This window comes from Prevotella sp. HMSC073D09 (assembly GCF_001814145.1).
Lineage (GTDB): Bacteria > Bacteroidota > Bacteroidia > Bacteroidales > Bacteroidaceae > Prevotella > Prevotella conceptionensis.
Genome location: NZ_KV815055.1, coordinates 16724 through 29227, shown reverse-complemented (window position 1 = coordinate 29227; position 12504 = coordinate 16724). Strand labels below are relative to the sequence as shown.

The following is a 12504-nucleotide window of genomic DNA, read 5'->3' as shown; positions in this document are numbered from 1 at the left end:
TGAAAGGGTGAAAAGGTGAAAAGATGGCTGCGCCACCAACTTGTCAACTTGTTAACTGGTGAACTCGTCAACTCGTCAACTCGTTAACTTATCAACTCGTTAACTTATCAACTTATCAACTCGTCAACTCGCCACCTCGTCAACTTGTTAACTGGTGAACTTGTTAACTGGTGAACTTGTCAACTTGTCAATCCGTCAGCTGCTGTAATGTTTTTAGTAAAAATTTTAACATTGTAAGCGCCTTTTCTGCTCACCAATCCACACTTTGCGCAAAAAATCGATTCTCGCGGAGGTTTGTTTTGATGCAAAAAGGAATCAGCATGTGAATGCAGCGGAATGAATATTTATTTGAAGAGGCCGCCATTTACACCAACTTTTGGGCTGTTTATAGCAAAATATAGTGCAATATGCCGCTAAACGCAGTGCATTTTGGCGCTAAACGCAGTGCGTTTTGGTGCTAAATACAATGCGTTTTGGTGCTAAACGCAAGGTAAAATGGTGCTAAATGCAGTGCAAAATGGTGCTAAACGCAAGGCGAAAAGCATAAAAATACGCTGCAATTGCATAAACAAAACCTTTAAGAAACATGAAAAACTGGGCCCAAAAGGGCAAAATGGTCGTTAAAAAGTGGGTTTTTGGGGTCTAAAAGTGGGTTTTTGGGCGTAAATAATAATGGGTTGGCAATCAGTCTAGAAAGGCTAAATGGTACAAAACGCAAGTGGTTTTCTTAAAATTGAACATGTTGTAAGGCGTGAAAGGCTTGAAATAGGGGCGATTTACCTACATTATGGCCTTTATTTTCGCTAGAACGGGGCGAAAATTAGAGCAATGTTGTAAAATAAAAGATAAGGATTTTAACTTTTGAGTTGATGAGTTTTGATGTTTTGAGTTGATGAGTTTGTTGGTTTGTTAGCTTGTGGGTTTGTTAGTTGATGAGTTTGTTAGTTTGTTAGTTGATGAGTTTGTGGGTTTGTTAGTTTGTGGGTTTGTTAGTTGATGAGTTGGTATCTTCGGGAGTTGTTCGGCTTTCGTGGGTTTATAAGGCAGTGAGTTGACTTGCCCTGCGCTCCTCTCAAGTTATAGAAACATTAAAAGTTAATACGACTTCAGCATGTAGGTCTAGTTAAATCTAATAAATCTAGAATAACTAGTAAACCTTGTAATCTGGTGAATATACTAAGGCTAGCCCCACTAGCCACTAATGCAATTGACTGGTGCTTTGCACTAAAAAGCCCCACGCTGCCTGGATGGGGAATGCGTGGGGCTTGTGCATAATGTGGTTTCGGGTGGACTCGTGGTGAAAGTAGCGGGCCGTGTGCACACAAGGCAAAGGGCGAATGTGGCACGTGTGCCGTTAGTCCACAACGTGAGTGCAACGTTTAGGCCAACGGCGTGGCAGGGTTGTAGGCGCGTTGGCCCAGTTCCTTGTCTATCATGTAGATGCCGTAGCCGTTATCCTTAATCATCTTGATGTTGTCGATGATGGTTTGCACGTTCTCTTCTTCTTCCACTTGCTCGTCGATGAACCATTTAAGCATGCTTTGTGTGGCGTAATCGTTCTCCTCGGCGCAGAGGGCGAATAGCTTGTTGATGCTCTCGGTGATGGTTTGCTCGTGGCGCAACGAACTTTCGAACACGTTAAGGATGTTGTTCCACTCGGTGGGTACGGCCTCGATGGGGCGAAGATCTACCTTGCCGTTACGCGAGATAACGTAGTTGAAAAGTATTTTGGCATGGTCTTGTTCTTCCTTGAATTGAACTTCGAACCATTTTCCCATACCTGGCTGTCCTTGTGCATGGCAATAGGCTGCCATAGACAAATATAGATAAGCCGACCACATTTCGGCGTTGATTTGCGCGTTGAGCGCATCTTCGATTTTCTTCTTTAACATAATGATGTTTGATTATAATATGGTGAATACTTTTACTTACTAACTCGATACCTCCTTAGATACTTCTTTTATTGCATTACAAACAAACTTTGTGCCACTTTCGACGTGGCGAATGAAGGCGAAACGACCTTCTTTCATATCTGTTTTTACCAGTTGTCTATGGGCAGGGAAAAGCAGTCTGGCCTGCTATTTGTGCGCCGTTTGGACTCTTCTAATATAAGCAAAGGGTGGGGTAAAGGCTGCGAGCAGCATCGTAAAGAAGTTTACGATATGTGGTTGATACCGGCGTTGGTGCAGCAGTTGTAGTGGAAAAGGCTATGCAATAACGACCGATTGGGGTTAAAAGGTTTGGGCGGTTAAACGGGGCTGATGCTTGCATTGGCCGTTTATGCGCCGCAGTTATGCTTCTTCCTCTGCTCTTACACCAATGGACAGCTGCATGCCTGGCCGCAAACCTTCCACTTTATACACAGGGCGCAATTGCATTTCCCAAGTTTGCGCGCCCTCGTTGCCACGCTTGTAGTTGTTGGGGTCTAGGAAGTCGAAGTTGGCTTTGAAACCGGATACGCGCATGGGAACGGACATGTTGAAAGGCTTACAATACACTTGTATGGTGTCGCCCTCTTTAAATTGCATCTTCTCGTTGCGGGTTACCGCGATAGAACCCCACAAGTTGTCGAGCAAGGCAATGCTCATCAGGGTGTTGTTGGCCGAGAGTTGCTCGCCGCGTTTTACCACAATTTCGCTCACTTCGCCTTCAACCTTGGTGACGATGGCTATGATTTGCGGACCTTTGCTGTTGCACTTCTCGGTCTTGAGGTTGTGTAAAGCCTTCTCGTAATCGGCTTTCAGCGATAGGGCTTGCACCTGTAAGGTTTTGTATTCGGTAAAGACATTGTCGCGAAGGCTGGCAGGAGCTTTCCCGTTCATGAACTTCTGTTGCACGTCGTTGTATATCCTCTCGGCCTGTTCTTCGGCAGATTTGGCTTGTTGCCATCGTCCATAAGCGCGGTCTACGTTTCTGTTCCCGGTGCGATAGGGATGCAGGGTGGTGGCCAAAAGCTCTAATGTGGCGTCTTCGGGCATGGGTGTGTCGTCGGTTCTGTATAGGGCTAGGGTGTCGCCCACCTCCACATAGTCGCCCTCTTTCACCCTAATCTCTAACACTTTTCCCCTTTGTTGCACCTGCACAGAGTACTGCAAGACCTCCACCTGCCCATCTATTTGCCTGGGTTTGGGGGTCTTTAGCATATTGGCGGCAATGGCGACGGCAGCCGCAAGAACGACAAGTATCGTTCCGCCAATGAGCAGTTTAAATCTTAATCGCAGTTTTTTTTGCATGGTTAAGTTAAGGGATGAGTGCTTGGGCGCTTGCTTGCGCGCCGCTTGTTGAAGGCTTGGGCGCGCCGTTCGCTATTTAAAAGCGAAACTACGCGACCCAATCATGTTTCCATCGGCAAAGATACTCACCTGATAAGTGCCTGCAACAAGCGCTTGCGACACGTTCCAGAAGAGCGTCACAGGTGTTTCTTCGCCATTATATTCAACGCTGCGTTTCATCGAATATTGCAGCGTTCGGTTTTCATAACTAAACGAACCCGCGCCGTTGAGCAGGCTGCCCGTGGGCGACATGATGCGTACATAGATGTCTTTAACGCCACTTGCTGCCGTTACGTTGCGTGTGATGTTAAAGCTCACTTGCAGTGTCGTGGCCTTATCTATTTGGTCGGTAGACTTTCCGCGCTTGTTTTTGGCTACGAGCGAGATGCCCGTTGCATCGAGTTGTGCGGCGATGGCCACCTTCTCGGACAACGAACGCTTCTCCGTACTCAATCCTTCTATCTGTCGGGTGGCGGCCTCGTATTGTCCTTTCACGCGCGTGTTTTCTTGCGTAAGGTTGGCATTCACCTTGTTTAGCGAGTCTATCTCCATCACATAACTGCGAATTACCGCCCTGACAGTGGCCAGTTCTTTCTTCAAGCGGGTTATTTCGATGGCATCAGTGCTCTTTACTCTTCGCAGCTCATCGAGTAGCCGTTGCGTCTTTTCTTGCTCAGCGGTGAGTTGTGCCACGATGGAGTCGTTGTTGATTTGCGTCTTCATCTCGCTGTATTGCTGGGCAAACTGCTGATACTCGTTTTCCATCTCCTTCTTGTCTATCTCTGCCAGTTCTTTGATGGCGGCGTTTTCTTCCTTCTGTTTGTTCAAGTTGATGAAGAGATAGGCCGTTACACCAGCCAAGATTAGCACCACGATGATGGTTGGTATCCAAATTTTCTTGTTCATAAAGTCAATCGCTTATATAGGGATTTGATTATATTTGCAAATTTATATATTTCTAACGATACGACAAAACAAATGTGCAAATCCAAACATTTAATAACTTAAAATATGTAGATTGCATGGTTTTGGAGGCTTTAGAGTGGGGGATGGGCTGCCCATTTGCCGACAAAGGGCATGACTTGGCGACATAGGTGTGAGCCTTTACGCCGACGGAAACGGACGGGGAGCAGGAACACGGCGGCATTGTTCACTCTTGTTTGCCGCTTGTTTGCCGCTTGTTACTGCCGTAACGCTATAAGCCTGTTCGCCTTGTAGGCTCTTGGTTGCCGCTTGTTTGCCGCCCATTGCTGTGCAAGTTGCCCCTTAAGGCGTGTTCTCAAAATTCCCCGCAAAGGTTCTATTGTCGTTACTAGTATTGCTCTTTACTGTCTTTTTGCTTTTATCCTGGGATCTTTCGCTTACTCTTTCAGTCGCATAGTCCACTATGCTCCTTCAAGTAGCAAGCAAAATCTGCTCAGCTAAAAGCCAAAAATACAGCAAAGGTAATTTTTAGAACCCGCCTTAAAAATCGCTGTTGGGGCGCAGATTGCTGTTTGCGCCTATGGCTCTGCTGGGTATGGGGAAGATGGTTGTATAGCCAGTGTCTTCTTTTTCCAGGGCGTGGCGCAGGTCGTAGCTCTGCGTAAAGCGGCCAAAGCGGATGAGATCTTGCCTTCGCCAACCTTCCCACACCAGTTCCAGCCTACGTTCTTCTAGGATATTGGCCAGCGTGGCGGTGCGGGAGGGCATGCCCGCACGGGCTCGAACGGCATCCATCTCGGCCTGTCCGCTTTGTCCGTTGCGCACTTTTGCCTCGGCCAACATCAGCAACACGTCGGCATAACGATACAGCACGATGTCGTTGTCTTGCAATTTCCCGTCTAAAAAGGAGTGTCTGTCTATCTCGTACTTGGCCATACGTGCGCCAGCTGTCTTGATATAAGGTGAGGTGGTGAGGTCTACGGCCACGTTCAAAGGCATATACACCAGCGGTTGACCATTGTCTAGCCGAACCGTATCGCCGTCTACCATCACCGTGTCGGCATAAAAGTTCAGCTTAAAGCGTGTATCTAGCTTTTCTGGTGTGCCATATCCAAAGGCGCGAACGGTGGAAATGGTGGCGCAGGGTCCGTTTTCCGACCCCATTCCCAATGCCTTGCCGTGGTTGTAGTGCCGCGAACGAAAGAGATATTGGTATTGGTTGGGGTAGATGTTCTTGTCCATCGGGATGGTGAAGATGTTCTCGCGCGACGTTTCGTTGTGCACTTTGAAGTTGTCGGCATAGCTGTTTTCGAGCGTATAGCCTGCCGCTTGCAGCTTTTCGCAATAGCGGATGGTGGTTTGCCAGGCGTTAAGCTGCTCGTTATCGACGGTGAAAAGGATGTCCTTACCTGGCTTGCGGGCGTGGCGCACGGGGTTGTCGCAGGTGTAGACCTCGGCGTTTAACGCTAGTTTGGCCAATAGAAAATGGGCAACGGGGCGGGTTAGCCTGCCATAATACTGCCCTTGCAGGTTGGAATGGGCATCTGCCAGATAGGGCGCAACCTGCTGCAACTCCTTAAAGGCAAAGCGAAACACCTCGCTGCGGCGTGTGTTAGACACCTCTGCAACCGACGTTTGGTTTTTCTCTAACAGCGGAACATTGCCAAAAAGGTCTATCAAGTAATAGTAATACATGGCCCTGATGGCCCTTGCCTCTGCATTGTAGGCCATTAATTGGGATTGGTTGAGTAGGCTTTTGTGCTTGTCTATGAGGGCGATGGCATCGTTACAGCACACCACCGATTGGAGAAGGTAGCACCAAAGGTTGTACAGTTCTAGGTCGTTGGCGCTCCATTGGTGGGTGTATAGCCGTTTCCAAAAGCCGCCGTCGTACCAGTCGCCGCCCCTAATGGGCACGATGGCCTCGTCGGTTGTGAAGGTACTATAATCGTATATGCCTCGGTTCGTGCCTTGAAGTCCGCTTCCATCTTCGACCGAACCGATGTTGTTGTACAGGGTGCCAATGCTGTTTATCCACAAGGAAGTGGGCGACGTGATGGCTTGGTCTTCCGAAATGCGGTCGCGTGGATCGTCTTCGAGACAGCTTACGAACATGCCCAGCAGCGCAATGGCCGCTAGGGTTAGGTGTATGATGTGCGTCTTGGGTTTCATTATGGGCGTGGTTTTGGGTGAGAAGTTAGAATTGAACGCTAAGCCCTAGCGAGAAAGAGCGATACGGAGGGTACGAACGCTTGTCGTCGATGCCAAGTGTGTTGTTTACCACATAACTGTTGAGGATGGGCGTTAGACCGCTGTAACCTGTGATGGTGGCGAGGTTGTTAACGCTGAGCGACAGGCGCAGGGCGTTTACAAAGCGCGAGCGGACGGGCAAGTTACAGCCAATGGTTAGGTAGTCTACGTTCAGGTAGTCGCCCCTTTCCAGCCAATAGTCGGTGGCCTTTTGGTCTTTGATGTTCTGTTGGGGTGCCTCTTGCAGCACGTTATAGTCGGGAAAACTGGCCATGTTCATGTAGGTGAGCGACGTTCCGTTGTATATCTTATGCCCGAAGGCACCGTTTAGCTGCATGGTTACGTCCCACATGCGATAGCGAAAGCTGATGTTCGAACCCAAAGTGGCCTTCGGAACGGCCTGCCCTGCCACACGGCGGTCGCCGCCATCTTCCAAATTGATGCGTCCGTTGTTGTCTAGGTCGGCACAGGCATAGCTATACGAGCCGTCGGCGTTTTTGGTTAATCCCGTGCAATGCGGCAGATAGAACACGCCAAGGGGCTGTCCCACTATCTGATAAGTAATGAAGTTGTGTCCGCCGTGCATGCCCGCACCGGTCAATCCGCCAATGGGCGTGATGTCGGGCGACGACAAAAGCTCGCCGTTATACATTCCTGTGAGCGACAGCAGCTTGTTTTGCTGGAACGAAAGGTTCATGTTTACGCTCAGTTCCATGTCTTTTTTGCGGATGAGGTCCAGGCCAAGGCCAAACTCCATACCGCTGTTGCTCATGCTGCCGATGTTGGCCAGCAGCTTGTTATAGGCGAAGGGCGGCACGCTAACGTCGTAGTTGTACAGCATGTCTGTGGTTTTCGAGTGGTAGTATTCGGCGTAAACGTGTATGCGGTTGCTGAAAAATCCTGCCTCCATACCCACATTAAACGATGTGCGCGTTTCCCATTTCAAGTCGGGATTGATGTTGCGCAGTTGTCCCAAGGTAACGGTGGGGCGGCCGTAATGGGGCACAATGCCGTTGGGCATCAACATTTGCAGGGTGTAATAAGCCATTATTCCGCCCAGGTTTCCAGAGCGGCCAACGCTGGTTCTCAGTTTAAATTGGTCGAGCCAAAGCACGCTTTTCAGCCATTTTTCTTCCTTAACGTTCCATTCCAAGCCCGCAGAAGGGAAGTAACCCCACGTGTTGTTCTTGCCAACAAGCGTCGAGCCATCGGCGCGGAGCGTCAGCGAAAGGGCGTAACGCCCCAAAAGCGTGTACGAAAGGCTACCCATGAACGAGGTTAGCTTGGGCGATTCGTACCCACTTCCCGTGCCGTCTTGGGGGCGGATGCTGCCCGCGGTGAGGTTGTCGTAACCAAAATCGTTGCTCGAAAGGCCTTTCACCGTGGTGAAGAAGAACTGCTTGCGGTTGTTCTGATATTCTGCCGTGCCCGTCAGTTGCAGCTTGTGTGCGCCCCAGGTGTTGTTGTAGTTCAGTTGCACGCTGCCAAGTAGGTCTTCGCTTTTGTTTTCGCGGCGGTACATTTTGCCTTGCGCCTCGGTCCAAGTGGGTTGGAATATGTCGTTTTCGAGCGTTGTGAACGAGTACGAACCAAAGAGACGGGCGGTAAGTCCCTTGGCGAGGGGGAAGTCGAAAGACAGGTGTGTGTTGATGTTAAAGCCGCGGTCGTGGTCTTTTTGGTGCAAAAGTGCCATGGGGTGGGTAATCTGCGAGGCCAGGGTGTTAACGTCCCAGCCTCCTGCGGCGTTCTGTTGGGTGGAGAAAGTGGGGTTTTGCGAGGCGGCAGAATAAAAAAGTCTCTGCGTATCGAGTATCTTTTTGTTGGATAACGACGAGCCGAACAGCCCGAAGTTAACGGTGAGCCAATCGTCGAAAGCCTTTTGCATGAGGTCGAATTTGGCCGTAAAGTTGCGGTAGTTGTTGGTTCGCACCACCATTTGATGGTTCATCACGCTCATTGATGCGCGGTAGTTGCTTTGTTCTGTGCCGCCCGAAAAGGCCAAATGGTGATTTTGTATAAAACCCGTTTGCGTAATGGCGCGCAAGTTGTCGTTGTCTTCGCCGCCGTCGTTAACGCTTAGGCCAAGTGCCTTTGCCGTGGCAACGTAATTGCGCCCGCTCAGCATTTCGAGGTTTTTATACGCTGTTTCAAAGCCCACATTGCCGTCGTAAGAAATGTGGAACTTACCGCGTGCGCCCTTGGCAGTGGTTACGATGATTACGCCCGATGCGCCGCGCGAGCCGTATTGGGCCGTTTCGGAGGCGTTTTTCAGCACTTGATACGAAAGGATGTCCGACGGGAAGATGGTGGAAAGCGTGGCAAGGTCGCTCGAAACGCCGTCAATGACCACGAGCGGGTCGTTTCCGCCCGTTAGCGAAGTGGTTCCGCGCACACGTACGCTGGTGAGACTGGCTTGCCGTTGGTCGCCTCCACGCGACACATTTACACCGGCCAGGCGGCCTTTGATGGCGTCGAGCGGGTTGACGACGAGCCCTTTGTCGCCAAAACCGCCTGTCTTTTGCCAGACTTGTATCAGCGGCTGGTCGCCTTTTAGGCTGTCGGGGATTAGGCGCGAGATGTATTTCGGCTTGTCTTCGCCCACTTGTGCAAACAAGTTTTCGGCGCAAACAAACGGCAATAGGCATGCCATGAGCAGGTATGCAGCAAGCCGGGCACACGATGCAGGCTTGTTTTTGCCTTGCCCTAAGGGGCGAAGGCGTTGTTCTGAATACGAAAAAGTACCGGCGATGTTCATAAGGGCGATTGTTTAGGGTGACTGTTGCGTAAGTGTAAGCAGGTTGTGCGCATGCCTGCGGGTCCTCTTTGGGGGCGGCAGCCTCAATGCTTGTCCGCAATGTTTGGCGTAAATTAAGTGGCCATGTGTGGCAAGTGCCTTTGGGTATGGCTGTTGGAGCCTTCTTTATGATGCCTTGTGTGGCGTTTATGCCCCACGTTGTGGGCCGCCTGTTCTGTGTTGTGGGCGGGCGTGAGCCGGCTTATTTGTGGGCGTTGTAGTATTCCAAGCCAACCTGCACGTTCTTCATGATGGCATCTGACGAGTATGTGGCGCCCGTAATGGCGTCGGGCTCGTCTTCGATGGCCTTGCTAACCGGCTTGCCTTCCCAATATTTCAGCAAGGGTTTCACTTTGTCGAAGAACCTTGGCGTTTCCTGATTGGGCAACGGCTCTACCTTCACCACCTTGTTTTTCTTGATGAAAATTTTCACGGGCGTGCTGCCCTTAAAGCCTTTAATGTCGCGTGTAAGCTCGGTGGTGTTAACAACGGTCATCCCTTTTTCTTTGGTAATGATGTTGTTGTTGCTGCTTGCGCTGGTGAGTGTCGCCGCGAAAACTACGGCGGCTATTCCGAATAACAATCTGGATGTTACTTTTCTCATAACTGTTTGTTTACTGAAGTGTTAGCTGAGGGCGTCTTGTTGGCTATCCGTATCGTTGGCGGACCGTGGCGACGCCGTTATTGCAAAGATAGGAATAAAAAAAGAAAAAGCCACCATGTGGAGGCAAAATGTTGTGCCTTGTTGCGCGTTTTTTGGTTGTAGTGGTTGGGTTTTCGGTGCTGATGTGCTTGATGTTGGTTGCCGCGGATAGCTCGAAGGGTTGGGGTGCGTTGAGAAACCTGGTGTTTGGCGGCGCGTTTCGCCTGGCTGTGGGGATGTGGTGGCTTACATGTTAGACTGGCTGTGCAGCAGCACTATCAGACCGTAAAAGGCACAATAGGCCGTGGCCAAGGCCCATGCAATGACTTTTGTACGCCTGCTTTTGCGATAGGGGGCAAGGGCAAACCACAAGGCTGACACAGGGAACAAGGCAAGCAGGAACAGGCCTTTGGCTGTGGCCACACTTGTTGCAAAGGATAGGAGGTAAAACACAAGGTAATATGCAAACGCAAAGCCGATGGTTAGGCGCACTGCCAGGTCGCCTTTGGGCTTAGACGATATGGCATAGGCGGCGTAGGCGAGGACGAGGAGCGTAACCCAAACCACATCGTGCATGAAGAAAAGGGTGAAGTTGTTCATAAAATGCTGACTTAACGGATGAATGTTTCGGCGAACTGGTGGGCTTTCCGCTGTTTGATTGCAGTTTGAAATGTAGGCGAAAGCTTGTATACCTTGCTTTCTGCCACTTTCGTGTAGCAACAATTTGCCGATAAGGAAAGGCGTGGCGGGGTAGGGAATGGTGCTTTCATAACGGAACGTATTGAGTGGATTGAACGGCCATGTATAACACTTTGCAAATATAGACCTTTATCCGCAGGCGTGAAATACCCAAAAGGGAGTAAATTTAGAAACGACGAACAGGGCTTGAACTACCTATAATTTGGTACGTTGGCTGGTGGCTGCATGATGAAGTTGTCTTGTCTGTTACCATTTCTATAAACTGCGATGGGTTTGTTTTCTTTGTGATGCAAGGTCAAGATAAGCATTCCCCCTCATGTACGAAGTGCTGGACAACGATATGTTATAGTCAAACAGAATTGCTTTTGGAAAATTGCTGTTAAAAGAATGAACCGCGTAGACAGCATGGCATTAATAAATCTTTATGGGAAGTAAAACTGGGTATCTAGTTGGCTTACGCTGCATGTGTGGCTTTCCAAATCCAATTCTGTTAGACTATAACGTCTGAATTGCTGCCCCAATTGATTTTGGCAAAAGGTGGTTATGCGCCAAAAGACGGTTTGGCAGAGGTCATTTAATGCGTTCTCTACCACAAGCTGAAATGTTAGTTTTCTATTCAGGACGATTTGGCAGAGGTCATTTAATGCGTTCTCTACTATAAGCAGAAATGTTAGTTTTCTATTCAGGACGATTTGGCAGAAGTCATTTAATGCGTTCTCTACCACAAGCTGAAATGTTAGTTTTCTATTCAGGACGATTTGACAGAAGTCATTCAATGTGTTCTCTGCTATAAGCAGAAATATTAGTTTTCTATTCAGGACGATTTGACATAAGTCATTCAATGCGTTCTCTGCCACAAGCTGAAATGTTAGTTTTCTATTCAGGACGATTTGACAGAAGTCATTTAATGCGTTCTCTACCACAAGCTGAAATGTTAGTTTTCTATTCAGGACGATTTGACAGAAGTTATTCAATGCGTTCTCTACAAGTTGAAAACCGCCTCTCAATAGCTAATTACTTCTGCATTTCTATGATGCTGTCTCCGTTGGCCGTGGGCAACAAGCTCTGCAACTGCTCGCACTGGCGGTTATAAGCGTACGTGTTTTTCCGTGCCGTTGCCCAAAGGTGTATAGACAGCACAACTGCTTTTGTTAAACTTTCAGCAAGGAATTTAACACAAAAAGTGCCCTTTCCATCCACCAACCGCCTATCTTGCGCAAAAAATCGATTCTCGCGGAGGTTTGTTTTGATGCAAAAAGGGGGCAGTTGTGCATGCAGGCGAAATGAATATTTATTTAAACCGACTGCCACCAACACCCATTTTTTGGCGATTTGCAGCGAAATGAAGTGCGTTTTGGTGCTAAACGCGGTGCAATATGCCGCTAAACGCAGTGCGTTTTGGTGCAAAATGCAGTGTGTTTTGGTGCTAAATACAAGGTAAAATGGTGCAAAACGCAGTGTAAAATGGTGCTAAATGCGGGGCGAAAAGCATAAATATCCACACGGATTGTATAAACAAAACCTTTATGAGCCATGAGATACATGGCCGAAAAGGGCGAAATAGTTGTCAAAAAGTGGGATTTTAGGGGTAAAAAGCAGGTAATTGGGTTTGAAAAATTATGAGTTGGCGACCAAACTAGAAGGGTAAAATGGTGCAAAATGCAGGCTCTTTTCTTGAAAATAGACAAAGAGAATGGTGCGAAAGGTTAGAAATGGTAGATATTTGCCTACTTTTTAACCCCTATTTTCGCTAGAACGGAGCGAAAATTAGAGCCGTGTTGTAAAGTAAAAGATAATAATTTAAGATTTGGTAATAGGGCAAATTGTTTAGTGATAGATACATCGCATTGGGCAAGTGGTTTAAGGGTGTTGCTGCAAGTATAGCGATTATAGTCAAAAAGAGTTGCATTTGGAAAATTGTT

The 12504-nt window shown here is 48.6% G+C and carries 9 protein-coding genes; all 9 read right to left on the bottom strand.

Translation table 11 applies throughout. The features are described 5' to 3' along the window. Positions 1-1379 precede the first annotated feature (1379 nt). Positions 1380-1892: a ferritin gene (locus HMPREF2955_RS03035; RefSeq protein WP_009231810.1), complete on the bottom strand. Its 513-nt coding sequence runs from the start codon at positions 1890-1892 to the stop codon at positions 1380-1382. Positions 1893-2291: 399 nt separating this feature from the next. Continuing rightward, a complete protein-coding gene (locus HMPREF2955_RS03030) occupies positions 2292-3233 on the bottom strand; it encodes an HlyD family secretion protein (protein WP_070720836.1) in 942 nt (313 codons plus the stop codon). Between the two features lie 72 nt (positions 3234-3305). Continuing rightward, complete coding sequence (locus tag HMPREF2955_RS03025; protein ID WP_070720833.1) at positions 3306-4178, bottom strand: coiled-coil domain-containing protein; 873 nt, start codon at positions 4176-4178, stop codon at positions 3306-3308. Between the two features lie 198 nt (positions 4179-4376). Next, on the bottom strand, positions 4377-4520 hold the full coding sequence (locus HMPREF2955_RS16120; protein ID WP_168166858.1) for a hypothetical protein: 144 nt from the start codon (positions 4518-4520) through the stop codon (positions 4377-4379). Between the two features lie 216 nt (positions 4521-4736). Next, the gene (locus tag HMPREF2955_RS03020; RefSeq protein ID WP_070720828.1) at positions 4737-6368 is read right to left on the bottom strand and encodes a RagB/SusD family nutrient uptake outer membrane protein; all 1632 of its coding nucleotides are present in this window, start codon (positions 6366-6368) and stop codon (positions 4737-4739) included. A 25-nt stretch (positions 6369-6393) separates the two neighbouring features. Further along, positions 6394-9201 carry a SusC/RagA family TonB-linked outer membrane protein gene (locus tag HMPREF2955_RS03015; RefSeq protein WP_070720826.1) on the bottom strand — a complete coding sequence of 936 codons (2808 nt, stop codon included), beginning with the start codon at positions 9199-9201 and terminating at the stop codon, positions 6394-6396. A 241-nt stretch (positions 9202-9442) separates the two neighbouring features. Next, positions 9443-9844, bottom strand: a complete 402-nt coding sequence (locus HMPREF2955_RS03010) for an FMN-binding protein (protein ID WP_070720825.1) — start codon at positions 9842-9844, stop codon at positions 9443-9445. Between the two features lie 285 nt (positions 9845-10129). Next, complete coding sequence (locus tag HMPREF2955_RS03005) at positions 10130-10483, bottom strand: hypothetical protein (protein WP_070720822.1); 354 nt, start codon at positions 10481-10483, stop codon at positions 10130-10132. 1113 nt (positions 10484-11596) lie between these two features. Next, a complete protein-coding gene (locus HMPREF2955_RS17015) occupies positions 11597-11722 on the bottom strand; it encodes a hypothetical protein (RefSeq protein ID WP_256374687.1) in 126 nt (41 codons plus the stop codon). Positions 11723-12504 lie beyond the last annotated feature (782 nt).

What these genes read in the sequence shown, in the direction of transcription:
- HMPREF2955_RS03035 (WP_009231810.1), bottom strand. Translation starts at nt 1,892, where the DNA reads ATGTTAAAGAAGAAAATCGAAGATGCGCTCAACGCGCAAATCAACGCC.
- HMPREF2955_RS03030 (WP_070720836.1), bottom strand. Translation starts at nt 3,233, where the DNA reads ATGCAAAAAAAACTGCGATTAAGATTTAAACTGCTCATTGGCGGAACG.
- HMPREF2955_RS03025 (WP_070720833.1), bottom strand. Translation starts at nt 4,178, where the DNA reads ATGAACAAGAAAATTTGGATACCAACCATCATCGTGGTGCTAATCTTG.
- HMPREF2955_RS16120 (WP_168166858.1), bottom strand. Translation starts at nt 4,520, where the DNA reads ATGGGCGGCAAACAAGCGGCAACCAAGAGCCTACAAGGCGAACAGGCT.
- HMPREF2955_RS03020 (WP_070720828.1), bottom strand. Translation starts at nt 6,368, where the DNA reads ATGAAACCCAAGACGCACATCATACACCTAACCCTAGCGGCCATTGCG.
- HMPREF2955_RS03015 (WP_070720826.1), bottom strand. Translation starts at nt 9,201, where the DNA reads ATGAACATCGCCGGTACTTTTTCGTATTCAGAACAACGCCTTCGCCCC.
- HMPREF2955_RS03010 (WP_070720825.1), bottom strand. Translation starts at nt 9,844, where the DNA reads ATGAGAAAAGTAACATCCAGATTGTTATTCGGAATAGCCGCCGTAGTT.
- HMPREF2955_RS03005 (WP_070720822.1), bottom strand. Translation starts at nt 10,483, where the DNA reads ATGAACAACTTCACCCTTTTCTTCATGCACGATGTGGTTTGGGTTACG.